At 61.6% G+C, this 22,000-nt stretch carries 20 protein-coding genes; 10 read left to right on the top strand and 10 right to left on the bottom strand.

What is annotated here, in order from left to right; genetic code table 11:
- The 5 genes from bioF to bioA all read left to right on the top strand — a co-directional run.
- Nucleotides 1-1,076 (top strand): 8-amino-7-oxononanoate synthase (gene bioF, locus HSS18214_RS0108910; RefSeq protein WP_016914947.1); only part of this gene is annotated, 1,076 nt, incomplete at its 5' end.
- The gene (locus tag HSS18214_RS0108915) at nucleotides 1,073-1,783 is read left to right on the top strand and encodes an alpha/beta fold hydrolase (protein ID WP_016914948.1); all 711 of its coding nucleotides are present in this window, start codon (nucleotides 1,073-1,075) and stop codon (nucleotides 1,781-1,783) included. The genes bioF and HSS18214_RS0108915, both read left to right, overlap by 4 nt.
- The gene (locus HSS18214_RS0108920) at nucleotides 1,780-2,565 is read left to right on the top strand and encodes a methyltransferase domain-containing protein (protein WP_016914949.1); all 786 of its coding nucleotides are present in this window, start codon (nucleotides 1,780-1,782) and stop codon (nucleotides 2,563-2,565) included. Before HSS18214_RS0108915 ends, HSS18214_RS0108920 begins: the two co-directional genes overlap by 4 nt.
- Entirely contained in the window at nucleotides 2,562-3,284 is a 723-nt protein-coding gene (gene bioD / locus HSS18214_RS0108925; protein WP_016914950.1) for a dethiobiotin synthase, read from the top strand. The genes HSS18214_RS0108920 and bioD overlap by 4 nt, the downstream gene beginning before the upstream one ends.
- The gene (bioA, locus tag HSS18214_RS0108930) at nucleotides 3,281-4,558 is read left to right on the top strand and encodes an adenosylmethionine--8-amino-7-oxononanoate transaminase (RefSeq protein ID WP_016914951.1); all 1,278 of its coding nucleotides are present in this window, start codon (nucleotides 3,281-3,283) and stop codon (nucleotides 4,556-4,558) included. The genes bioD and bioA overlap by 4 nt, the downstream gene beginning before the upstream one ends.
- Before the next feature lie 57 nt (nucleotides 4,559-4,615).
- Here bioA and HSS18214_RS0108935 read toward each other — a convergent pair whose 3' ends face one another.
- The 7 genes from HSS18214_RS0108935 to HSS18214_RS0108965 form a co-directional block, all read right to left on the bottom strand.
- Nucleotides 4,616-5,953, bottom strand: a complete 1,338-nt coding sequence (locus HSS18214_RS0108935) for an IS200/IS605 family accessory protein TnpB-related protein (RefSeq protein ID WP_026001831.1) — start codon at nucleotides 5,951-5,953, stop codon at nucleotides 4,616-4,618.
- 121 nt (nucleotides 5,954-6,074) lie between these two features.
- Entirely contained in the window at nucleotides 6,075-6,788 is a 714-nt protein-coding gene (locus tag HSS18214_RS0108940) for an SIR2 family NAD-dependent protein deacylase (RefSeq protein WP_016914953.1), read from the bottom strand.
- A gap of 2 nt (nucleotides 6,789-6,790) precedes the next feature.
- Nucleotides 6,791-8,557: a bifunctional isocitrate dehydrogenase kinase/phosphatase gene (gene aceK / locus HSS18214_RS0108945; RefSeq protein ID WP_016914954.1), complete on the bottom strand. Its 1,767-nt coding sequence runs from the start codon at nucleotides 8,555-8,557 to the stop codon at nucleotides 6,791-6,793.
- A 142-nt stretch (nucleotides 8,558-8,699) separates the two neighbouring features.
- Nucleotides 8,700-9,212: a CIA30 family protein gene (locus tag HSS18214_RS0108950; RefSeq protein WP_016914955.1), complete on the bottom strand. Its 513-nt coding sequence runs from the start codon at nucleotides 9,210-9,212 to the stop codon at nucleotides 8,700-8,702.
- A 96-nt stretch (nucleotides 9,213-9,308) separates the two neighbouring features.
- A complete protein-coding gene (gene eat, locus HSS18214_RS0108955; RefSeq protein ID WP_016914956.1) occupies nucleotides 9,309-10,742 on the bottom strand; it encodes an ethanolamine permease in 1,434 nt (477 codons plus the stop codon).
- 152 nt (nucleotides 10,743-10,894) lie between these two features.
- Nucleotides 10,895-11,734 (bottom strand): ethanolamine ammonia-lyase subunit EutC, encoded by an 840-nt coding sequence (gene eutC, locus HSS18214_RS0108960; protein ID WP_016914957.1) that lies wholly within the window; start codon nucleotides 11,732-11,734, stop codon nucleotides 10,895-10,897.
- Between the two features lies 1 nt (nucleotide 11,735).
- Complete coding sequence (locus HSS18214_RS0108965) at nucleotides 11,736-13,139, bottom strand: ethanolamine ammonia-lyase subunit EutB (protein WP_016914958.1); 1,404 nt, start codon at nucleotides 13,137-13,139, stop codon at nucleotides 11,736-11,738.
- A gap of 212 nt (nucleotides 13,140-13,351) precedes the next feature.
- Between HSS18214_RS0108965 and HSS18214_RS0108970 the strand changes: the two genes are divergently transcribed.
- Entirely contained in the window at nucleotides 13,352-14,311 is a 960-nt protein-coding gene (locus HSS18214_RS0108970) for a helix-turn-helix domain-containing protein (RefSeq protein WP_016914959.1), read from the top strand.
- On the opposite strand, the gene HSS18214_RS0108975 is transcribed toward HSS18214_RS0108970, so the two are convergent.
- Both HSS18214_RS0108975 and HSS18214_RS0108980 read right to left on the bottom strand, forming a co-directional pair.
- Nucleotides 14,304-16,670 (bottom strand): bifunctional diguanylate cyclase/phosphodiesterase, encoded by a 2,367-nt coding sequence (locus HSS18214_RS0108975; protein WP_156808499.1) that lies wholly within the window; start codon nucleotides 16,668-16,670, stop codon nucleotides 14,304-14,306. The two genes, HSS18214_RS0108970 and HSS18214_RS0108975, sit on opposite strands and share 8 nt — an antisense overlap.
- 21 nt (nucleotides 16,671-16,691) lie before the next feature.
- A complete protein-coding gene (locus HSS18214_RS0108980) occupies nucleotides 16,692-17,111 on the bottom strand; it encodes a hypothetical protein (RefSeq protein ID WP_016914961.1) in 420 nt (139 codons plus the stop codon).
- Nucleotides 17,112-17,588: 477 nt separating this feature from the next.
- On the opposite strand from HSS18214_RS0108980, the gene HSS18214_RS0108985 reads away from it, so the two are divergent.
- The 4 genes from HSS18214_RS0108985 to zigA all read left to right on the top strand — a co-directional run bounded on the left by HSS18214_RS0108985 (nucleotide 17,589) and on the right by zigA (nucleotide 20,421).
- Nucleotides 17,589-17,951, top strand: coding sequence for a helix-turn-helix domain-containing protein (locus tag HSS18214_RS0108985; protein ID WP_026001833.1), 363 nt, complete (start codon nucleotides 17,589-17,591; stop codon nucleotides 17,949-17,951).
- Nucleotides 17,952-18,132: 181 nt separating this feature from the next.
- Nucleotides 18,133-18,780, top strand: coding sequence for a class I SAM-dependent methyltransferase (locus HSS18214_RS0108990; RefSeq protein WP_016914963.1), 648 nt, complete (start codon nucleotides 18,133-18,135; stop codon nucleotides 18,778-18,780).
- A gap of 41 nt (nucleotides 18,781-18,821) precedes the next feature.
- A complete protein-coding gene (locus HSS18214_RS0108995) occupies nucleotides 18,822-19,097 on the top strand; it encodes a TIGR03643 family protein (protein ID WP_016914964.1) in 276 nt (91 codons plus the stop codon).
- A gap of 97 nt (nucleotides 19,098-19,194) precedes the next feature.
- The gene (gene zigA, locus HSS18214_RS0109000; protein ID WP_016914965.1) at nucleotides 19,195-20,421 is read left to right on the top strand and encodes a zinc metallochaperone GTPase ZigA; all 1,227 of its coding nucleotides are present in this window, start codon (nucleotides 19,195-19,197) and stop codon (nucleotides 20,419-20,421) included.
- A gap of 70 nt (nucleotides 20,422-20,491) precedes the next feature.
- Here the strand turns inward: zigA and HSS18214_RS0109005 are convergent, their stop codons facing one another.
- A complete protein-coding gene (locus HSS18214_RS0109005) occupies nucleotides 20,492-21,880 on the bottom strand; it encodes a PepSY-associated TM helix domain-containing protein (protein ID WP_337459489.1) in 1,389 nt (462 codons plus the stop codon).
- Between the last annotated feature and the right edge of the window lie 120 nt (nucleotides 21,881-22,000).

Here is a 22,000-nt window from a genome sequence, read left to right on the forward strand (position 1 = left end):
GGCGCTCCCGCCGAGTCGCCTCCCACGATGCGCTGGACTTTGCCGGCAACGACTACCTGGGCCTCGCCCAGGACCCACGGGTGCAAGCCGCCCAGGCAGAAGGCGCCAAGCGCTTTGGCGCCGGGGCCAGGGCGTCGCATCTGGTCAGCGGCCACCTGGGCATTCACGACGCCCTGGAAGCTGCGCTGGCCGAGTGGACCGGGCGCGAGCGGGCGCTGCTGTTCTCCACCGGCTATATGGCGAACCTGGGCGTGCTGCAAGCGCTGGCGGATTCCCACACCGCGATTTTTCAGGACCGCCTCAATCACGCCTCGCTACTCGACGGGGCCGCGCTGAGCGGCGCCCGTTCCCGACGCTACCACCACCGCGATGGCCAGGATCTGGCGCGTTTATTGGCGCGCAGCCGGGCCACCCATCAGCTGGTGGTGAGCGACGGCGTGTTCAGCATGGACGGTGATATCGCCGACATCGAACAGCTCGCCCACCTCAGCCAGCAACACGGCGCCTGGCTGATGATCGACGATGCCCACGGGCTTGGCGTCCTCGGCGAAAACGGCGCAGGCTGCGTGGCAGGCTTCGATAGCCAGCAGGTGCCGATTCTGGTTGGCACCCTGGGCAAAGCGCTAGGCACCGCGGGCGCTTTCGTGGCGGGGGATGCGGCACTGATCGAGCACTTGATTCAGTTTTCCCGCAGCTATGTGTACACCACCGCCCAACCGCCCGGCATTGCCGCCGCTACTCTGGAAGCGCTCACCATCGTCCAGCGGGAACCGGAGCACCGACAGCGGCTTGCGCGCCACATCGACTACTTTCGCCAGCAGGCCACGGCCCTGGGGCTTCCCCTGGGCCACTCCCACACGCCGATTCAGTCGCTGCTACTGGGCAGTGAGCAGCGCACCATGGCCTGGGCCGCCCGTTTCGATAAACACGATGTTCAGGTAGGCGCGATACGTCCGCCCACGGTGCCCAACGGCGAGGCGCGACTGCGTATCACGTTAAGCGCCCGCCATACCCAGCGCGATATCGACCGGCTGTTGGACGTGGCCGCGACCTGCCTGCACGAGGAGCGGCGATGAAGCTTGTCCTGCTCTCTGGCTGGGGCATCGATAGCCGTATCTGGCAGCCCCTGGAAGCGCACTGGCCCAACACCGTCGAGCCGATTACCGTCGAGTGGCCAGGGTACGGTGTTTCACCAGCGCTCCCCGCCCCTGCTCGCCTTGCCGCCCTGGCCGAGCGCATGGCCAGCCAACTCCCCAGCGATGCCGTCTGGGTAGGCTGGTCGCTGGGGGGATTGCTGGCCACGGCACTGCTGGACCATTTGCCACCCCCTCACGCCCTGCTATTGCTGGGTATTGGCCAGCGTTTTTACGACGACGCGGAAGACGGCGGCGTGACCCGTGACGAGCTTGCCAGCTTTCAGCGCGCCTTTCGCCGCGACGCCATGGCCACATGGCGCCACTTTCTACGCTGGCAGTGTCAGGGTGAACCCAACACTCGCGAGGCTCGCCGCCAACTCAGTGGGCTGCTGGGCGACGCGCCCTGCGCGGACTCTGCCACCCTGGCCCAAGGCCTGACATGGCTGGCCACGCTGGACAACCGCACGCACTTCGCGGCACTGCCCTGTCCTATCCACTTGCTCGCAGGCGCCCAGGACCCGCTGCTGCCAAACCGCACTCGCCAACAGGCCTTGCGGCTGGAAGACGCCGGGCACTGTCCGATGCTCTCACGCCCGGCCCAGCTCGCCGCTCGGCTGGCCGAGCAGGCGACACAGGTGCCGCGATGAACTCACCGTTGCTCTCTACCCCCGTACCCCACTGGCAGGCCCGCGTTGCCCGGGCCTTCTCCCGAGCGGCGCCGCGCTATGACGCGCTCGCCAGCGCCCAGCGCGATATCGGTGAAGCGCTCTGGCAAACGCTGCCGAAGAGCGCCCAGCAGGTGCTCGACCTGGGCTGCGGCACCGGCTACTGGACCCAGCGGCTGGCCACCCATTACCCGGAGGCCGCCATCACCGGGCTCGACCTGGCCCCGGGCATGCTCGCCCACGCCCAGGCAACCTATGGCGATGCCATCCGCTGGCAGTTGGGGGACGCCGCCGCGCTGCCGCAAAACGATGCCAGCGTTGAGCTGGTGTTCTCCAATCTGGCGATTCAGTGGTGCCCGAGCATCGAGGATGTCATGCAGGAGTTGGCGCGGGTGCTTGCCCCTGGCGGGCAGGCGCGCATCACTACCCTGCTGCCCGGCACGCTTCATGAGGTGGCCACCGCCTGGCAGCGGCCCGAGGCCCTGTTGCAAACGCCGGACGCCAGCACCGTGCGACGGGCAATTGCGCGAAGCGGCTTGCGGCTTACCCACCACGTGTGCGAGCAGCGGCGCTTTTTCTACCCCGACCTGAATGCCGTCATGGCCTCCATCAAGGGCGTGGGCGCTCAGGTGGCAAGACCCGACGCACAGCTCACCCGCCAGGCACTGACCGATGCCCGGTTGCGCTATGAAGCACTGCGCACGCCGCGGGGGCTGCCGGTGAGCTACCACTGCCTGACGCTATGCCTGGAAAGCGCGAAATGAACAACACCTATTTCATCACCGGTACCGACACCGATGCGGGCAAGTCCCTGGCCGCCAGCGCACTGCTGTGTGCTGCCCGTCAGCGCCAGTACACCACGCTGGGGTTGAAACCGATTGCCTCCGGCAGCGAGGCCACGCCCAGCGGCTTGCGCAACCGCGATGCTCTGGCGCTACAGGCGCAAAGCTTCCCGCCGGTGGATTACTCGACGGTCAACCCCTGGACCTTTGCCCCCGCCATTGCGCCCCATTTGGCGGCCCTGGAGGCGGGCACGGTGCTGGGTATGGCCAGCGTGACCCAAGCGCTGCGCGAAACCCTGAGCCAAACGCCACGCGACCTGACGCTGATCGAAGGCGCCGGCGGCTGGCGAGTGCCGCTCAATGAGGAGGAGGATTTTTCCGACCTGCCCCGTGCGCTGGGTCTGCCGGTGATTCTGGTCGTTGGGCTGAAACTCGGCTGCCTCAACCATGCGCGGCTCACCGCCGAGGCCGTCGCCGCCGATGGCGTGACGCTGGCGGGCTGGGTGGGCAGCGTGGTGGACCCGGCCTTTGCCAGCGATAGCGCACGCTTTGCGGCCAATGTGGCGCTGCTCGAACGCGCCCTGCCCGCTCCCTGCTTAGGGCTCATTCCCTATTTGGCACCGGCAGACGCCGCTGCCGCGCAGCGCTTTATCTTCCTGGATGCGCTGCTCACTCCCACGGCCCAGGAGGCTACGCAATGAACTCTCCCGTGTGGCACCCCTACGCCCATCTCAAGACCCAGACACCGGCCCCCAAGGTGGTGGGCGGTAGCGGCAGCCACTTTACGCTGGAAAGCGGTGAACGCCTGCTGGATGCCACCTGCTCCTGGTGGTGCATGATTCACGGCTACGGCCACCCGCGCCTGGTGGCCGCCATCCGCGAACAGGCCGGCGAGCTGTGCCATGTGATGCTGGGGGGCCTGACCCACGGCCCCGCCGACCAGCTGGCACGGGCGCTGGTGCGCATTACCCCGCCGGGGCTGAACCACGTGTTCTTCTCCGACAGCGGTTCGGTGGGCATGGAGGTGGCCATGAAGATGGCGCTGCAGTATCAGGTGCTCACCGGCCAGCCCGGCAAGCGCAAGATGCTCTCGCTGATGAAGGCGTACCATGGCGACACCACCGGCTGCATGGCGGTATGCGACCCCGAAGGGGGCATGCACGGCCTGTTCGCCAGCCTGCTGCCTCAGCACCACTTCGCCCCGGCCCCCACGGCACCCTTCGATGCCACGCCAGCCCGGGTAGAGCATGACCTCGCTGCGCTCCGAGAGGTGCTGTCGCGCCACCACCAGGAGATCGCCGCACTACTGATGGAGCCGCTGCTGCAAGCGGCGGGCGGGCTGAACATGACCTCGCCGCACTACCTGCGCGGCGCCCGGGCGCTGTGCGACGAGTTTGGCGTGCTGCTGATTTTCGACGAAGTGGCCACCGGCTTTGGCCGCACCGGCAGGCTGTTTGCCGCCGACCACGCGGGCGTCACGCCGGATATCATGGTGCTCTCCAAGGGGCTGACCGGCGGGTATCTGGGCCATGCGGCCACGCTGGCCACCGACCGGGTGCACGAGGCGTTCATTGGCGACAGTCAGCACCACGCCTTCATGCACGGCCCCACCTTCATGGGCAATCCACTGGCTTGCCGCGTGGCGCTGGAGAGCCTGCGGGTGTTCGAAGAGGAGCATTACCTGGAGAAAATCGCCGCGCTCAGCCAAGTGCTACAGCGCGAGCTGCTGGAGGACGCGGCGCTGCGCGCGCACCCGGCGGTGGCGGATGTCCGGGTGCTGGGCGCGACAGCGGTGATCGAGACCCATGGCAGCGAGGCGCTGGCGGGCGTGGCCGCGTTTGCCAGAGCACGGGGCGTATGGCTGCGCCCCATTGGCCGCTGGCTCTACACCATGCCCGCCTATATTGCGACGGACGCCGAGCTCATCCAGATTACCGGAGTCATGAAAGCGTGGTTTCTCGAAGCGCGCCGGTAATCTGCCATCCATCGGTTCGCTCACTCCGCCCCGTCGTTGAGTGAACACTCCCACGCATCATGCGACGCATTGATGCGGGGCTTCAGGCTCTCGCCGCCAGAGCGTTGAGAGCGTGACCGGTGTTCTCGGTTTGCCAGGGGAGCTTCTGCCCGCTGACAACTGCCCGTCCTTGCGGCGGGTCAGCTTGTGTTTCCAGGCCCAATAGCGGGCACCGATGTTGTAGCTGGCGTTGAGGTCGGCGTTGTACTGCTTGCCGTTCGGAAAGATAGCCAGTTCGTGCTGTGCCTTGTCCCGCTTGACGCGACCCGAGCCATCGAAAGCCCAGGAAGACGTGCCCCGGGCATAGACGTAGACAACCCGACCACCCGCCTCGGCCATTTTCTGCTCGATCAGCGTGGTCAGCCGGCGATGTAGCCACTGATGGAAGCGCTGGCGAAGTCCCGACCGTTTCTTGCCGGCTTTGGGGCGCCAGCCCTTCAGGTCTTCCAGCACGATCACATCGGCGCCCTGTGCCAGTGCGAAGTCGACCAGTCGACGGGAGGTCTGCTGGGCAATCTGCTCGTTGATGTGCTGGGCCTTGCGGTACCACATCCGCCCGAACCCTTTCGAGAGCCTGGCGGTCTTGCGCGCCTTGCGGCGAATCAGCGTGGCGCGCTTGTCGCGACGGTCTATGTCCGCGGCGGGGTGGAAGAATCCACGCGCTGCGACAGTGCCGTCCGGTGTCACGATGCTGGCCGTGGCCAGCGTATTGATCCCCACGTCCACGGCGCATACGCGCTGCTGGTCAGGGAGGGATTGAGGCGCCAACGCCACCGGCACCGCCAGGTGGCAGCGTCGATTGAGCACCAGGGTGGGCGACTTCACAGTGCCGAGAAGATGGCGCTGACGTACCGCCTTGATCGCCACGTTATGCCACAGCCACTCCTTGCCATCCCACAGCTTCAGGCTGGCGGTGGTGAAGTCGGCATCGAACTTGACCAACTGCCCGCGATACATCGCCGGATAGCAGCCGGCCACGGGGTTGAAACGCGGTGGCTGGGCATGTTTCCGCTGGCGATCTCCCGACTGCCAGGCCCAATAGCGGGTCAGGTAGCTCGATACCTGGCCCTTGACGAACTCGATGGCGGCTCGGCGCAGGTAGGACGGGAACTTGTAGAAACGCTTCACGAAGTAGTGGTGGCGAGGCGAGGGGTTCTTCTTGGTCGGGTGCATCAGCCGCTCCACGGCAGCGGCAAAGCTAGGGGCCTGCTGCAGCGACGGCCAGTTGGCCAGGACCACCACCGACAACGCACGGCAGAACTGGCGATACTCCGCCAGCGTCAAACGCATCAGGTGTCGCTGCTGCGTCGTGGCTTGTAGTGGCCACTTGTCCGTGCGAATCATGGTTCGAGTCATGGAAAAAGCCTAAGCCATTACCTGATATTTATCCAGCATTTGCCTTGACGTTCGCCAAGGCTCGCCGCTTAACTAGCGCATCACGCTTCGCGTCGATACGTAGGATGCGCGGCTGACTTACTCAAGGCAAGAGCAAGTTGCCCTGCTTGCGCCACTGGTGAACCAGCGCTGGCACGCCTTCCCCCGCCGTGGTGTTGATCGCCAGCACGCCAGGCGGGCTGAGCGCATCGGCATCGGGGTCTATCAGTGCACAGGGGGTATCGTAGTCGATGTAGGTCAGCAGCGACGCGGCGGGCATCACCGCCAGCGAGGTGCCCACCACCAGCAGGAAATCGGCCTGGCTGACCAGCTCGCAGGCCTCTTCGAAGAGCGGCACGGCTTCCCCGAACCACACCACGTCCGGGCGCAGCTGGCTGCCTTTGTCGCACACCTCCCCCAGGCGGATTCCTCCCTTGGGCAGCGGGTAGCGCAGCCGGGCATCGACGGATGAGCGTGCCTTGAGAATCTCGCCGTGCAGGTGCAGCACGTGGCGCGAACCGGCACGCTCGTGCAGGTCATCGATATTCTGCGTCACCACGCTGACTCGGAAGCCTTCCTGCTCCAGCGCGGCCAGCGCCTTGTGGGCGGCATTGGGTTTGGCCCGGCGGATCTGCTCACGGCGCTGGTCGTAGAAGGCCAGCACCCGTTCGGGGTTGCGCCGCCAGCCCTCGGGCGTGGCGACGTCCTCCACGGGATGATCTTCCCACAGGCCGTCGCTGGCCCGAAAGGTCTCGATGCCGCTTTCGGCGCTAATACCCGATCCGGTCAGTACCACCAGGTGAGGGGGTTGAGTCATGACTAATATACCAGTTGGCCGATGGTTCCGGAGAACCGTTGCTTGTTGCGGTAAGGGTAGACATCGATCACCCGCCCATTGCGAATGGCCTGCTGCAACCCTAGCCAATAGTCCGGGTCGAACAGCTCCGGGTGCTGCTCCATGAACAGCGCGCGAAGTTCGGGGTTGGCAAACATGAACGGACCGAACTCCTCGGGGAAGATATCGTGAGGGCCGATGGAGAGGCTAGCGCCGCCATCCATGTAGCTATCGCCCTGCTGGGCTTTGGGCATGTGGCGAAAACGACACTCCGTAAGGTAGCTCACTTCGTCGTAGTCGTAAAAAATCACCCGTCCGTGACGGGTAACGCCAAAATTCTTCAGCAACATATCGCCCGGAAAGATATTGGCGGCTGCCATCTGTTTGATGGCATTGCCGTAATCCTTCAGCACCGTCACCCGCTCATCGGCGCTGCACTGCTCCAGATAGAGGTTCAACGGCGTCATCATCCGCTCGGTGTAGCAGTGTTTGATAATCACCTTGTCGCCTTTCAGCGATACCGTGGAGGGGGCAACTTCCAGCAAATGGGCCAGACACTCCGGCGCGAAGTGATCCTGGCGCACGATAAAGTTGGAAAACTCCTGGGTATCGGCCATGCGCCCTACCCGGTCGTGACGCTTCACCAGCCGATACTTCTCTCGCACGATGGCTGGCGTAACCTCCTTGGCGGGGTCGAACTTATCCTTGATGATCTTGAACACGGTGCGAAAGCTGGGCAGCACGAACACCGCCATTACCATGCCCCGCACCCCCGGGGCGATGATGAAGCGCTCTTCGCGCTTGGCTACCTGCTGGTTCAGGGCGCGAAAAAACTCGGTTTTACCGTGTTTGAAAAAGCCGATGGCGGCGTACAGCTCGCCTTCCGGCTTGTGGGGCATGAGCTGTTTCAGGTAGCCCACGAACTCCCCGGGAACCGGCACATCGACCTGAAAGTAAGCGCGGGTGAACGAGAAGATGATCGACACTTCATCGGTTTCGGTGAGCACGGTATCCAGATGCAGGCGGGGGTCACCGCCCTGCTGCTCGCCGTACCCTTCGCCATGCAGAATCGGCAGCACCAGCGGCACCTGCTCACCGCCGCCGAGTATACGCCCCACCAGGTAGGCCCCTTTGTTGCGGTAGAAAACGCTGTTGAGCAGCTCCACCCGTGCATCCACCGCCTGCCAGAGGCGGGCGGGCAGCTGGGCTTCCAGCAAGCCCGCCCCCAACTGGCTATCGCGTTCCAGATGGGCAAAGGGCGTCTCCAGCGGTGCCTCTTGCAGCGCCCAGGCCAGCGCTCCGGCCCAGTCGCCGTTGACCGCATGACGGCGGCACAGCTCGATGCCCGAACGGTGCGCGGCATCTTCACGGGAGCTGTAGACGAACATCCAGTCGTTGCGGATATGGCGATGCTCAAACACCGAACAGAACAGCGAATTGAAAAAGGTCTCGGCCAGCTCGTAATCCAACCGCTGGCCGATCAAATTGGCATAGTACCCGCGGGCTTCGCGCCAGGTCTCGCAGTGGGCCAGCACGTCCTGGGGAAACGTACGCTGCAGGCGCCCCAGCGTGTCCTGGACTTTTTCGCCGTAGAGATTGATCCGCGCCGCCGAGGCTTGCTGCGCCTCGCGCCACGCCGCATCGCGAAAGCGGCGGCTGGCGTCCTGAGTAATCTGCTGGAAGCGTGCACGGTACTCATCGAACCCATGCAGTACCGTCGCCGCCAGGCGGTAGGCCGGAGAGTGTTTCATCAGACTGGCTCACGTCGATAGAAGGCTTCCCAGACTCCTCGAACGGCAAACTACATACGAGACGACCTTAGTCCTGTGAAGATAAGTCCTGTGAAGATAAGTCCTGTGAAGATAAGCCCTGTGAAGAGTCGTCCTGTGTACATCAGCCCTGTGAATACGTCGCGATAAAGGCAATTTCCAGCTGAAACGGCCCGGCGGTGCGGTCGGCAATCAGAAAGCCCAACTGGTGAACGCTGCCGGGCTCGAGCGGCGGCGCGTTGGACAGCAGCGTCCCCCGGCGCACGGCGTCGAACTGCGCCCAGCTGAAATGCAGCGTTTCCCACTGCTGGGCGCTGGGCGTGAACGCCACGCGGTAGGCACTCGCATCGTCCAGCGCATGGCTTTTGAGGCGCAGTTGATAGCGACGGCCATCGCCGCGCACCCGCAGCGTGATGCCCTTGGCCTGGGCCAGGCTTGGCTCAAACGTGCCGGGCTCACGGCGCACCGAGGCAAAGCCGCCGCCATTTTCCAGCGAGACCTCTCCATAAAAGCAGCCATGCCCCTCTTCCACACGAAAGCCACTGTGGGACACGCCGCCCATCACACCATCGTCCACGGCGTACCAGCGCGCCTGTTCGGCATCGCCCAGGGCTGGGTCGGTAAAATCGAGCATCATCACGGTTTCCCTCTGTCGCTTGGCCAATGAGCCCGCCTTGGCACCAGGGCCAGAGGCGGGCTGCCGAGCTTCAGACTAGGTGATTCGCCGCGCTGATTAAAGCCTGGCCGCAGCGACGCCCGACGCGGGAGGTTCGATCTCTTCTGGCGACGCAGTGACCAGCGCGAACTCCTCCTCGGCCGTTTTCGCCACCAGGTGGTTTTTGCTGTACAGGAAGTAGTAAGCCGCGCCCGCCACAAACAGCAGGAGGGTGTAGTTGAACGCGCGGGGGTCGAAGGCGTATACACCCGTCATGGCCACCAGTGACAGTACCAGGGCCACCGAGGAGGTGACGATACCACCCGGCGTTCTGTAGGGGCGCGGCAGCTCGGGCTGTTTGAGGCGCAGCCAGATATGGCTGAACGCCATCAGCGCATAGGAGATGGTCGCCCCCACGACGGCCATGCCCAGCATCAGGTCACCCTCCCCGCTCAGCGAGGCCAGGAAGCCAAACACCCCCGGCACGATGAGCGCCAGGTAAGGCACTTTACGTTCGCTGGTCAGAGACAGCCGTTTGGGCAGATAGCCCGCCCGGGAGAGCGCAAACACCAAGCGGCTGTAGCCGTAAATGATCGAGAAGAACGAGGCAATCAAGCCCGCCAGACCCAGCACATTAACGAGGGTCGCCAGCGTCGGGTTGCCTGCAGCATTCAAGGCATCCACCAGCGGCACGCCGCTTTGGCCGATCATCTCGGCGCTGGTGGCTCCCGCCAGCAGCACGACCACCAGCAGTGCGGTGAACAGCAAAAACAGCATGGCACCGATGATGCCCTTGGGCATGTCGCGGGCGGGGTCCTTGGCTTCTTCCGCCGCCAACGGCACGCCTTCTACTGCCAGGAACAACCACATGCCGAAGGGCAGTGCCGCCCAGATACCGTACCAGCCAAAGGGCATGAAGGTACTCGCCCCCGCCGCCTCGGTGGGGGCAATATCGAACAGGTTGGCCGCATCGAAGTCACCGATCAGCGCCACGGCGGTGGCCAGAATCGCGAAGACCGCCAAGCCGCTGATCACCATCATCACCTTCAGCGCTTCGCCCACCCCGGCGAGGTGAATGCCGATGAACACCGCATAAAACAGCAGATACACCAGCGGGCCGTTGACACCCAACAAGGCCTCGACCGCCGCACCGATGAAGATCACGATGGCTGCAGGCGCCAGCGCGTATTCGATCAATACCGCCAGCCCCGTCAAGTAGCCTCCCGCCGGCCCCATGGCTTGGCGGGCAAAGCTGTAGCCCCCGCCTGCCGCCGGGATCGCTGCGGACATTTCGGCCAGGGAGAGCACCAGGGCCAGGTACATCACGGCCATCAGACAGGCGGCGATGGCAAAGCCCCCCCAGCCCGCTTCGGCAATACCAAAGTTCCAGCCCGCAAAATCCCCCGAAATAACGTAGGAAACCCCAAGCCCTGCCAGCAGCATCCAGCCTGCCGTACCCTTACGCAGCTGGCGCTTCGCCAGATACGTCTGATCAACCGTTGGTTGTGTCATGGTCTCGCCCTTTTTCAGTGTGGAACGCAATGGGTGTCAGCGGCGTGCTGCGTTGTTTGCGTTGTGATTGGCGATGTTCTTGTTGTGTGGAAATGGCCGTTCAGAGCGCGAGCGGAGAAGTCATCTCGCGCATTGAGCCGTCGCCTGTTTTTTCAATCGGCCACGAGGAAATTCCGGGTCGAGTGGCTGCCCTCCAGCACGCTGTCTTCGCTGCGGTCCTTGAGCTTCACGCCAGAGAGCTTGCGCTCCCGCGCTTCGCGCAACAGCAGCAACAGACGCCTTGCCGCCTCTGCATAGGCCAGCCCAGCGGGGCGCACGTTGGAGATGCAGTTGCGTCGGTCATCCTTCAAGCCCACTTCGGGGGCCCAGGTCATGTAGAGTCCCAGGCTATCCGGTGAGCTGAGGCCGGGGCGCTCACCAATCATCACCAGCACGGCGTCGGCATTGAGCAGCGCGCCCACTTCATCGCCAATGGCCACGCGCCCCTGCTCGACGAGGGTCAGCGGCGCCAGCTGCCAGTCGTGGTGGTCGCGCTGCAGTGCATCGTAAAGGGCGGCCAGAAACGGCGCGCTGTTCTGCTGCACCGCCAAGGCCGAGAGGCCATCCACGATGACCACCGCCAGGTCATAGCGCTGGCCGCTCGCCGCCGCTTGCTGCAGTGCCTGCCGGGATGGTTCGTCGAGCCGTCGGCCGTAGTCGGGGCGCTGCAGGTACATTGCCCGGTGTTCGGCGCGGCTGTGTACCACCAGCGGCGCGCTGCCCAACGCCAGTTGCCGGGTGAGCTCATCGGCCAGTGCCTCGCACGCGAGCGGGCAGTGCACTGCGTCCTGGGCCTGGGCATGGGCCAGTTGAAATGCAAGCAGTTGATGGGTGGGCAGGCTCACCCCGGCACGCCCCAGCCCGATGCGCGCATCGGTAAAAGCGCGCAGGCGCTCCCAGGGGTTCTCGATCACGATGGGCGCCCTGGTGTCCTGCGAGGGTGGCTTCGGCATCTTAGTCGCTCCCTTTCGGCAAGTGACGCAGGCTGTTGGCAAAGGCGGCGGGAAGCTGGTCGTTCAGGCGATGGGTGCTCACATCCTGGAAGATCTGCATCCTGGCCAGCCACTGTTCGAACTCCGGCGCGGCTTTCAGCCCCAGCACCCGGCGGGCATAGAGCGCGTCGTGAAACGAGGTGGTTTGATAGTTGAGCATGATGTCGTCGGAGCCGGGGATACCCATCACGAAATTGCAGCCCGCCACGCCCAGCAGCGTCAACAGGTTATCCATATCGTTCTGGTCGGCGTTGGCATGGTTGGTGTAGCACACGTCGCACCCCATCGGCACGCCCAATAGCTTGCCGCAGAAGTGATCCTCGAGCCCCGCACGGGTGATCTCCTTGCCGTCGTACAGATACTCAGGGCCGATGAACCCGACCACCGTATTGACCAGCAGCGGGTTGAACTTGCGCGCCACGGCGTAGGCGCGGGCTTCGCAGGTTTGCTGGTCCAGCCCGTGATGGGCGTCGGCCGAGAGCGAGCTGCCCTGGCCGGTTTCGAAATACATCACGTTGCGACCTACGCTGCCTCTGTTCAGCGTTTGTGCGGCGGCTTCGGCTTCGGCCAGGGTGCTCAAATCGAACCCGAAGCTGCGGTTGGTGGCTTCGGTGCCGCCGATGGATTGAAACACCAGGTCCACCGGCGCGCCCTGCTCGATGGCTTCCAGGGTATTGGTGACGTGAGTGAGCACGCAGGATTGGGTGGGAATCTCGTATTTCTGAATCACCTCATCCATCAGGCGCATCAGCTTGATGCTTTGGGCGACGTTATCGGTGGCGGGGTTGATGCCGATCACCGCGTCGCCACTGCCATACAGCAGGCCATCGAGAATGCTGGCCGCGATACCGGTCACGTCATCGGTGGGGTGATTGGGCTGCAGGCGAGTGGAAAGCCGCCCCGGCAGGCCGATGGTGTTACGAAACGCCGTGGTCACCTGACACTTCTTCGCCACCAGCATCAGGTCCTGGTTGCGCATCAGCTTGCTCACTGCTGCGGCCATTTCCGGCGTGATGCCGGGGCGGGCAGCGGCCAGGGCCTCGCTGGTGGCGTGATCAGAGAGCAGCCAGTTGCGAAAGTCGCCCACGGTGAGGTGCTGCAGCGGTGCAAAGGCCTGGGCATCGTGGTCATCGATGATCAGGCGAGTGATTTCATCCTGCTCGTAGGGAATCAGCGCTTCGTTCAAGAAGGTCGTGAGCGGCAGCTCCGCCAGTACCATCTGGGCCACCACCCGCTCTTCGGCAGTGTCTGCCATGACGCCGGCCAGCCGGTCTCCAGAGCGCGGTGGCGTAGCTTTGGCCATCAGTTCGGCCAGCCCCTTGAATCGATAATGGCGGCTGCCCACCGTCGAGTGATAGTGCGCCATAGGCCTCTCCTGCCCTGCCTCGTATTGGGCGGTGCTGTTTCGTGCTGGTAAACGGAACAAAACTTGCTTGTTGTCACAATAGCGCTATCACTTAACGGGGAGTATCGAGTTTTGGCAAACCACCTGACAGGCTCGAAAAACAAACAAAAACAAAGCCTTGCACGAAATTCCATCGCAGAACAGCCACATGGCGACACCTTCAGGAGCAGGTCATGGAGATGACGTTGTCGAATAACGCACCACAAAAGTGCACACGAGAAGCCTGCGATGCCGACGAGCACGCCCAGAACCTGACCCGCTGGCAGCAGCAGTACGACCAGCTCAGCCCAGGCCGCTTTTACGGGCGGCTGGATGAAATCGCGCTGCCCGCCGTCCAGCTCTTCAAGGAGCATACCGAACAGGCGCTGCGCCAGGATTGCCAGGTGTGGGAGGATTCGCTGTGGCTGGGAATTCCCGTTCGCCCCCACGGCTCACGCATCAACGGGCAACCCTTGGCAGGCAACCAGATCATGTGCCGCCCGGGGGGCCAGGCTTTCGAGCTGGTGACCCCTGGCCACTTCGATATCTACGGGCTGGTCGTGCGACTGCCTGCACTCTACGCCGCCGCTCAGCAGCAGGGTATTGCTTTGGATGAACGCTGGCGGCGGGAACCAAGACGCATGGTTCACCCATCGACACGGCACGCCTTGATGTTCGTTCTGGAGCGGCTACTGGGAGAACAAGGTGCCCCCGTTGTCGAGCGGCTGCACCAGGACATCGTCATGATGGGCCTGCTGGAGCTATTGGGCACCTGGCAACCCAATGAAGAACTGCCCCCCAGCTACGCCCATCGGAAAGCGGTGGTAGACAGCGTTAAACGCTACGTGGAAGCGCATCTCGAAGGCCCCGTGACCATGGAAGCGCTATGCGATCTGACCCATGTCAGCCGACGCACGCTGCAATACAGCTTTACCTCCATTCTGGGGATCAGCCCACTGCAATTCTTGCGCTTATCGCGGTTGAACCATGTGCGCCGTGCCCTGCGCGCCGCCGAGCCGCCCCAGACGGTCACCGAGGTTGCCACGTACTGGGGGTTTTGCCATCTAGGGCAGTTTGCCCACGACTATCGGCGTCAATTTGGCGAGTGCCCATCGGATACGCTGCGTACTCCCTTGGCAGATCGAATCACTTGAGCCAGCGTTGGGCAAACTGCTGCGGGTCGAGCGGTGCGTCGTAAAAATAGCCCTGCGCCTGATAACAGCCCATTTCCAGCAGCGCTTCTGCCTGGGCCTGACACTCGATGCCCTCGGCGATGGTTTGCAGCCCCAATGTGTCGGCCATGGCGATGATCGTGGCCACGATGGTGCGGTCGCTATCACTGACCAGCATGTCACGGATGAACGAAATATCGATCTTGATCCGGTCGGCGGCAAAACGCTTCAGGTAGGCCAACGACGAATAGCCCGTGCCGAAATCGTCGATGGATAAACCCAGGCCATGACCCTTCAAGATCTCGGTGGTTGCAATGGCGTCCTCAGGGTGAGTCATGATGCCACTTTCCGTGATCTCGACGCTCAGCTGGTCGGGGGCGATACTATGCTGTCGGCAACTATTCAGTAAGGTGGCCACCAGTTCGCTATCTTCAAACTGGTCTGCGGCAATATTGATGGAGAGCTGGCCGCTCAATTGGCACCCTTGACGCTGCCAGGCAGCCAACTGCTGGCACGCCTGCTCAATGACACAATTGCCCAGCGCCACGATCATCCCTCGATCTTCCGCAATAGGCACGAACTGACTGGGCGGGACTTCGCCAAGCTCATCGTCCCGCCAGCGGCACAGCACCTCGGCACCGATCAGTTCGCCGGTACGCATGTCGACCTGAGGTTGAAAGTGCAGATAAAGGGAGTGGTTGGACAGCGCCACTGCCAGGCGCTTGGCAATGCGTAGTTGATCGGCCACGGCGCGGCCCATCCAGTGTTCGAACGTACGCGCGGAGAGCTTGTGACGTTTCGCTTGGTACATGGCGATATCCGCATGCTTTAATAACGCCTGCGCTGTTTGCCCGTGTACCGGATAGAGCGAAATGCCCACGCTGACCGATAATTCGCAAGAGTGCTGCTCTATAACAATAGGATTCTCTAAACTGTTGCATAGCCGCTCGGCGGTTATCAAGGCACGGCCTTTATCGTTGGCGTTGTCACACACCACGACAAATTCATCTCCTCCCAGCCTTGCCAGGTACTCCCCGGCGGGCAATGCATGACGAAAGCGCTGGGCGACTTTTTTCAACACCAGATCGCCAATGTCATGTCCCGCGGTATCATTGATCTCCTTGAAGTGATTGAGATCCAGGAGCAGCAATGCAAAGCGCGAGCTCGTCTTGCGAATCACTCGCTCTTCGAGGTGTTGAATGAAATCTGCCCGATTGGGGAGTTGGGTATCGGCATCGCAGAATGCCAGCTGTCGAATGCGCGCTTCATCTTTTTGACGTCCCAACTCCGAGGCAGCCCGCGCCGCGAAGATTTGCAGCACGGTGCAGACGATATGGGCATCTTCCAAGGGTGCCTTGAACATGACCCCGATGATGCCCACGGGCCGTCCTTCGACATCGTCCAGCCGACGCCCCACATAAGCATTGACCCATTCCAATGCGCCGTTGGCTTCCTTGGGCAAGCGGATACCTGCTCCTTCAAGAACGACGCACTCCTGCTCGATGAGCACATCCTGACACGGCACCCCGGCCAGATGGTAGCTGAAAGGTGCCTGTGGCTGACCGTTCACGAACAGCGACAAGACGTTGGCGAGATTGGGGTCACGCTCATCTAGCGTGGCAATGAAGCCTACTTCGGCCGCCAACGCATTGGCCATGTGATCCGTCAATTGTGTCAGGAAGGCTTGTCCATGCTGAGCAGACACGGCCGTCGCCACCTGGGCTACAGCGTGTTGAATACGCGCTTCGGATTGCCGATGCAGAAGGTTATCGATCCCGAAGGCTACGTCATCTGCCAGCTCGCTCAGCAAACGCAGCTCGCGCGTGGTTATCGATGCTTCTTCCGTCCGGGAGAGGCAAAGCACGCCCATCGATTGCCCTCGATAGATCAACGGCAACGCCATGAAGACATTGACACCCAGCTCGTGCAACATGGGTGTCCGTGCAGTGTCGTCAGTCACCGTAGAAGAGGACCAGGTGACGGCTTGCTGGGTTTCCAGCGCCGTAAGCGCCAGAGCGTGACAGACGCCTTCGACCATCAGCTGCCTGGGGCTCAGCCACGCCAGATCGCCACTCTCCACATCGGCACTGGCCTGCACAGGTCCCAGTTCACGCTTGATAGCGGCAAACGGGCGTCCATGCACCCAGGCAGCGCTATAACCGCCTACCTCGACCATGGCTCGGCAGGCTGCCTTAAGCAACGCCTGCTCGTCCGTTGCGTGAAAGCGCGCTTCGTTGACCCGGTTCAGCAGGCGTAGAATGCGCTGTTTATTGGCGATCTGCTCATCGGCTCGCTCCCCCATCCGGCGGCGGGCCAGCTCGAACCCGGACAGGGAAGCCACGATACGCAGCACCTCTGTCGCTTAGGCAGGCAGCTCAAGCGGAGCAGAATGCATCATGACGATAATCCCCTGGCACTGGCCAGAGGCATCCGACATGGGCACGCCAAGATAACCTTCGGCCTCATAACCTGCCAGCTTTGGGTCATGAGGAAAGTGGTCCGCTACCCGCGATGGCATGTGAAAGCAGCTATTTGATGACACCTTCGCACAGGGGGTGTGCTTCAAGTCGTAACTCGGCGCATCGACAAAGCCGCTGATGGACCATGTCGCCAACGGCAAGGCGCGTTTCTTACCAGGGTCGATACGCACAATCATGACATGATCGATATCGAGTAGTTCGGCCACGGATTCTGCGACATGACCAAAAAACTCACCCTGGCTGATACGCATCAAGCTGGCGGCAAGTTGCTGAAAAATTTCTGGAGCCGTCGTGGAAGCCATGATATTTAGCGCCTTCGGGTTCTATAGGTCAGCCACGATGGCAAGCCAGATGCTTTTTTAATAAGCCCTATTGACCGCTGTGTGATCATCCCTGAGCCATACAGTGATGGTATGAGTAGTCAACCCTTTAGCGGGCTCACTGACTTGATTCGAGTTTAGGTACTGCTCACCTGTACTCGCTCTCTTGCTGTTTTAACGCACTCAACAAGACTCTTTTTTCGTCATCTTAAAAACGATTCATGACTGGGTTGCAAAACCTAATGAAACTCACTTCACTTTCTCCCCACCAGCATCAACATTTAATCAAATGACTAATTTAAAAAAAGTTAATCCGTTTAACGCTGCGCGTGCGCGCTGGCGTGAAAAAAAAGCTTGGGACCTCATCACCACTCAACCCATCAGGATGATATTCAACCTAAACAGTCCTTCATGTCAATAGGCCGTTCCCCAACCATTCAGGGCTATATGGAGGAAAGTGTGAACAAAATTGAACAGAAACGGCTAGCTGGAAATATCGGACGAGCCATTGCCAAGCAGCGAATACGCTGCCAACTCACTCAAGAAGAGGTTGCCGAGCGGTTGGGGGTAGGCAACGAAGCGGTATCACGTATTGAGAGAGGGCGGGTCATACCCAATATTGTGCGCTTACTTGAATTAGCCGAGATTTTCAATTGTGAGGCCGCGGAATTACTCGGAGAAGCCAGTGTACATATCGATGACCAGACGCAAAGAATCAAACTCTTATTAGCGCCATTAAAGCAACAAGATCGACAACTGATACTGGACATTACCGAAAGTCTTGCCCACCGCTTACAGCAACAGGCCTCTTTGGGTGAGTAATCTCCCCCTCCGCACCACGTCAAACCACCACAAAATGTATCCATAAGTAACAAAATGGATTCAAAGTGTATCCAAGAATAAATCGTACGGCTTGGTAGCCTTTCGATATTCATGCTATAGATGTTCATGCCTTCCGCGCCAACACGCCCGACTGCCCAATGCGCATCACAAGGTAACGCTCATGCTGAATACCACCGCCTGGAATCGTCTGCGCTATAGCCTGTATGCACCTGTTTATGACGTTCTGATCTCACGAGCACTGCGCAAACCGCGCCAGGTGGCGCTGAGCCACGTGGATTGGGAGCCAGGCATGCGCGTATTGGTGGTGGGAGCCGGGACGGGGCTCGATCTTCCCTTTCTCCCCCGCGAGCTGGAAGTGCACCTGACCGATGTAACGCCCGCCATGTTGAAGCGCGCCGATGCCAGGGCCAGCCGCCACCAGCGCGACGTATTCTGCAAGGTCATGGATGCTGCGGCGCTGGAGTATGCCGAGGGGCATTTCGATGTGGTGGTCATGCATCTGATCCTGGCGGTCATGCCCCAACCCGAAAAAGGGCTGGCAGAAGCGTTTCGCGTCTTGAAGCCCGGCGGGCAGCTGTGCGTCCTGGACAAGTTTCAGCCTGACACCCACGCAGCGGGAAGGGGGCGACGGGCGTTGAATCTGCTGACCTCTTTTATCGCTACCGACATCACTCGCCAAGCAACCCCACTGCTGACGCAGGCAGGTTTTCGGATTCGTCATGATCGGCCAGTGCTGATGAACGGGCTTTTTCGAGCCCTGCTGGCAGCCAAAGACAAACCAGACAGTACCAATACAAGTTGCTCATAGCGTACAATGAACGTACCACTCTTTGCGCCATTGACCCCGCCATGCCCCATGCTGCTGTAAAACGCTTTCATCGTTTGCCACTCGACGAGCAGTCTCGCATCATCGAGATGGCTTGGGAGGATCGTACTCCTTTCGAGGCAATTGCATCACTGTTCGGGCTAGGCGAGCCTGAGGTGATCGCCATCATGCGTCACCAGCTCAAACCGACCTCTTTTCGCCTATGGCGCCAACGGGTATCAGGTAGAACCACCAAGCATGCTGCACTGCGCTCCCCAGAGGTTCTGCGCGGTTACTGCCCAACCCAATACAAGCGGTAAGCTCACGTCCTGATCAGCCAGTATTCAAGGTATCGTTTTCATCGGCAAATAAATGTTATATTATCACATAACATAAACCCGTTTAGAGGTACTGGCAATGTCTGCGTTCGCTCCTTTACCCGTGACCGTGCTTTCCGGCTTTCTGGGCGCGGGGAAAACCACCGTGCTCAATCATATTCTCGCCAATCGCGAGGGTCGTCGCGTGGCGGTGATCGTCAACGACATGAGCGAGGTCAATATCGATGGTGCACTGGTACGCGGCGGCCCCGGCGAGCCGATGCTGGACAGTGACGTCGCACTGAATCGTTCGGAAGAGCGGCTGGTCGAAATGAGCAACGGCTGCATCTGCTGCACGCTACGCGAAGATCTGCTGGTAGAGGTGAGCCAACTGGCTCGCGAGGGCAAATTCGATTACCTGGTCATCGAGTCCACCGGCATCTCCGAGCCGCTGCCCGTGGCAGAAACCTTTACCTTCGAAGACGAAAGCGGCCAGAGCCTTTCCCAGGTCGCAAGACTGGACACGCTGGTCACCGTGGTCGATGGCGCCAACTTCCTGGCTCAGTACCAGGAAGCGCAGAGCCTGGCCGAGGCAGGAGAAAGCCTGGGCGAGGACGATGAGCGCAACGTCGCCGACCTGCTGGTGGACCAGATCGAGTTTTGCGATGTGCTGCTGATCAGCAAGACGGACTTGATCAGTGAGACCGAACTGGCGTCACTGAAAGCGATCCTGCGCTCGCTCAACCCGGAGGCCGAGCTGGTGCCCATCACCCAGGGCGGCGTCCCGCTGGACAAGGTGCTGGATACCGGCAAGTTCGATTTCGAGCGCGCCCAGCAGGCGCCCGGCTGGCTCAAGGAGATGCGCGGAGAGCACGTGCCGGAAACCGAAGAGTACGGCATTGGCAGCTTCGCCTACCACGCCCGCCGCCCCTTCCACCCGCAAAAATTTCACGACCTGCTGAATGCCGAGTGGTTCGGCAAGGGTCTGCTGCGCTCCAAAGGCTTTTTCTGGCTGGCCACTCGCCCCCGCTACGCGGGCCAGTGGAGCCAGGCAGGCGGTATTGCCCATCACGGCCCTGCCGGGGTGTTCTGGAAGGCCATCCCGGAAGAGCGCTGGCCGGAGGACGCAGAGTATCGCGCCTTCATTCTGGAGAAGTGGGAAGAGCCGTTTGGCGATATGCGCCAGGAGCTGGTATTTATCGGCCAGCGCCTGGATCAGGCGCGGATGCGTCAGGCGCTGAATGACTGCCTTTTGACAGAGGACGAACTGCTCGCTGGGGCCGAACACTGGAAAACGCTGCCGGACCCCTTTCCTGCCTGGGAATAAGTGACCGACCCCACCGAAGGCCCCGGATAACGATCCGGGGCCTTTTCTGTTACCCCTTGATAGCCACGCGTCAGACGCTTTGCCGCTTTCGAGAGACGGCCCAGCGCAGCGCATCGATGAGCACGATGACGACCAGGCTTCCACCCAGTACCGGCAAGGCGATGCCCAACAGTACCAGAACGATGAGCAGGCTTGCCTGAATGGCCAGAGGTAGCATGACGAACAGCGCCGTCAGGGTCTGTGCCTGATTGACCGTGACACTCTTGATGCGCTGCCACCACATCCAGTAACCCCACACGATCAAAAATACCAGCGCGGCGGCCAACAGGGCCAGCACCAGCTGGTTCACCAGCCCGAACAGCACCCCCATATGTAAATCGACACCCCAGCGCGTCAGCTTTGCCGCCAGCGGAAAAGTGGCAAAATCCGTTTGATCGAGAATCCGCATATCGCCGGGGTTCAGAGCAACCTGATCGACCTGGGTAGGCCAGCGGCGATCGATTTCAGACACCCGCCACGCCCGGCCCTCATTGGCGGGCGGCTCTATCTGAAGCCTGCCGGCCAGCAATCCGGCGCCTCTTGCCGCTGCCAGCGCCTGATCAAACCCTTCAGCGCTTACCCCGGCTTGTGGCGCACTGCTCACGCCATGGTCGGCATGCATGTCGTGATGATTGTGGGCACCATGAATCGATGCATCGCCGGGCATCGGAAGCATGGTAGACACGCTGGGTGTGCCCCAGCCCCAGGCTTGCCTTAACTCACCGATATTGCCGCCAGCCCACTTTGACCAGGTAAGCCCGGTGGCTGAAAAGAACAATAGCCCGACCAGTGCCAACGCCCCCACAGTGGCATGATGGCGCCTGGGCTTCATGCGCGGGCTGGTGCCGTTGAGCGCTTTACGCCGCGCCACCCAGAGCACCAGCCCCAGCAGCGCGATAATCCATAGCCAGGAGGCAGCAAGCTCGCTGTAGAGCCGGCCGGTATCGCCGAGCAGCAGGCCGCGGTGGAAGTGATCAATGGCGGTACGAAACGGCAGGATACCGCTGGTGCCGTACACCGTCATGTCGCCTTTCACTTCAAGGGTTGCCGGATCAATGAAGATAGCGCGATGTTCGGATGGCCCAAGGGCCGTGTCGGCAAACATCACTCGCGTGGTGCTGTGCGCATCCGGCGCGGGGCGAACCGCTGCCGGCAGCACGTCTTGCCCTGTTGCAAGCCGGGCGGTGTCGACTTGCCGGGCAAGCGGCTGTGGCGCACCTTCGGCGCTTGCGGTCAACGCATTGCGGTATAGCCAGGCCTCAACCGAAGGCGTCAATACATAAACCATGCCGGTTAGCGCCGCCACCAGTATAAAAGGCCCTACCAGTAACCCTACGTAAAAGTGCATACGCATTAGTAGGGCAAAGAGAATCTTTCCGCTTCGCCTGGGCGGTGATAATCCAGCTTTTTTCGATGGCATGCTCTATCTTTCCTGAGAAGTATTTCAAGAGACGCCGATATGCATCTATGGTATAAAATAGTTAAAGAAAATATTAACTATCGGTAATGACCAGTAGCCTTTTCAAAATAACGACCTGAC

Source organism: Vreelandella stevensii S18214, assembly GCF_000275725.1.
Lineage (GTDB): Bacteria > Pseudomonadota > Gammaproteobacteria > Pseudomonadales > Halomonadaceae > Vreelandella > Vreelandella stevensii.

Excerpts from the sequence above, each read along its gene's own strand:
- HSS18214_RS0108935 (WP_026001831.1), bottom strand. The coding sequence starts at position 5,953 with ATGACTCGAACCATGATTCGCACGGACAAGTGGCCACTACAAGCCACG.
- eutC (WP_016914957.1), bottom strand. The coding sequence starts at position 11,734 with ATGCCGAAGCCACCCTCGCAGGACACCAGGGCGCCCATCGTGATCGAG.
- HSS18214_RS0108990 (WP_016914963.1), top strand. The coding sequence starts at position 18,133 with ATGCTGAATACCACCGCCTGGAATCGTCTGCGCTATAGCCTGTATGCA.
- HSS18214_RS0108965 (WP_016914958.1), bottom strand. The coding sequence starts at position 13,139 with ATGGCGCACTATCACTCGACGGTGGGCAGCCGCCATTATCGATTCAAG.
- bioA (WP_016914951.1), top strand. The coding sequence starts at position 3,281 with ATGAACTCTCCCGTGTGGCACCCCTACGCCCATCTCAAGACCCAGACA.
- HSS18214_RS0108950 (WP_016914955.1), bottom strand. The coding sequence starts at position 9,212 with ATGATGCTCGATTTTACCGACCCAGCCCTGGGCGATGCCGAACAGGCG.
- HSS18214_RS0108915 (WP_016914948.1), top strand. The coding sequence starts at position 1,073 with ATGAAGCTTGTCCTGCTCTCTGGCTGGGGCATCGATAGCCGTATCTGG.
- HSS18214_RS0108995 (WP_016914964.1), top strand. The coding sequence starts at position 18,822 with ATGCCCCATGCTGCTGTAAAACGCTTTCATCGTTTGCCACTCGACGAG.
- HSS18214_RS0108970 (WP_016914959.1), top strand. The coding sequence starts at position 13,352 with ATGGAGATGACGTTGTCGAATAACGCACCACAAAAGTGCACACGAGAA.
- HSS18214_RS0108940 (WP_016914953.1), bottom strand. The coding sequence starts at position 6,788 with ATGACTCAACCCCCTCACCTGGTGGTACTGACCGGATCGGGTATTAGC.
- HSS18214_RS0108980 (WP_016914961.1), bottom strand. The coding sequence starts at position 17,111 with ATGGCTTCCACGACGGCTCCAGAAATTTTTCAGCAACTTGCCGCCAGC.
- aceK (WP_016914954.1), bottom strand. The coding sequence starts at position 8,557 with ATGAAACACTCTCCGGCCTACCGCCTGGCGGCGACGGTACTGCATGGG.
- bioD (WP_016914950.1), top strand. The coding sequence starts at position 2,562 with ATGAACAACACCTATTTCATCACCGGTACCGACACCGATGCGGGCAAG.
- HSS18214_RS0109005 (WP_337459489.1), bottom strand. The coding sequence starts at position 21,880 with ATGCCATCGAAAAAAGCTGGATTATCACCGCCCAGGCGAAGCGGAAAG.
- HSS18214_RS0108920 (WP_016914949.1), top strand. The coding sequence starts at position 1,780 with ATGAACTCACCGTTGCTCTCTACCCCCGTACCCCACTGGCAGGCCCGC.
- zigA (WP_016914965.1), top strand. The coding sequence starts at position 19,195 with ATGTCTGCGTTCGCTCCTTTACCCGTGACCGTGCTTTCCGGCTTTCTG.
- eat (WP_016914956.1), bottom strand. The coding sequence starts at position 10,742 with ATGACACAACCAACGGTTGATCAGACGTATCTGGCGAAGCGCCAGCTG.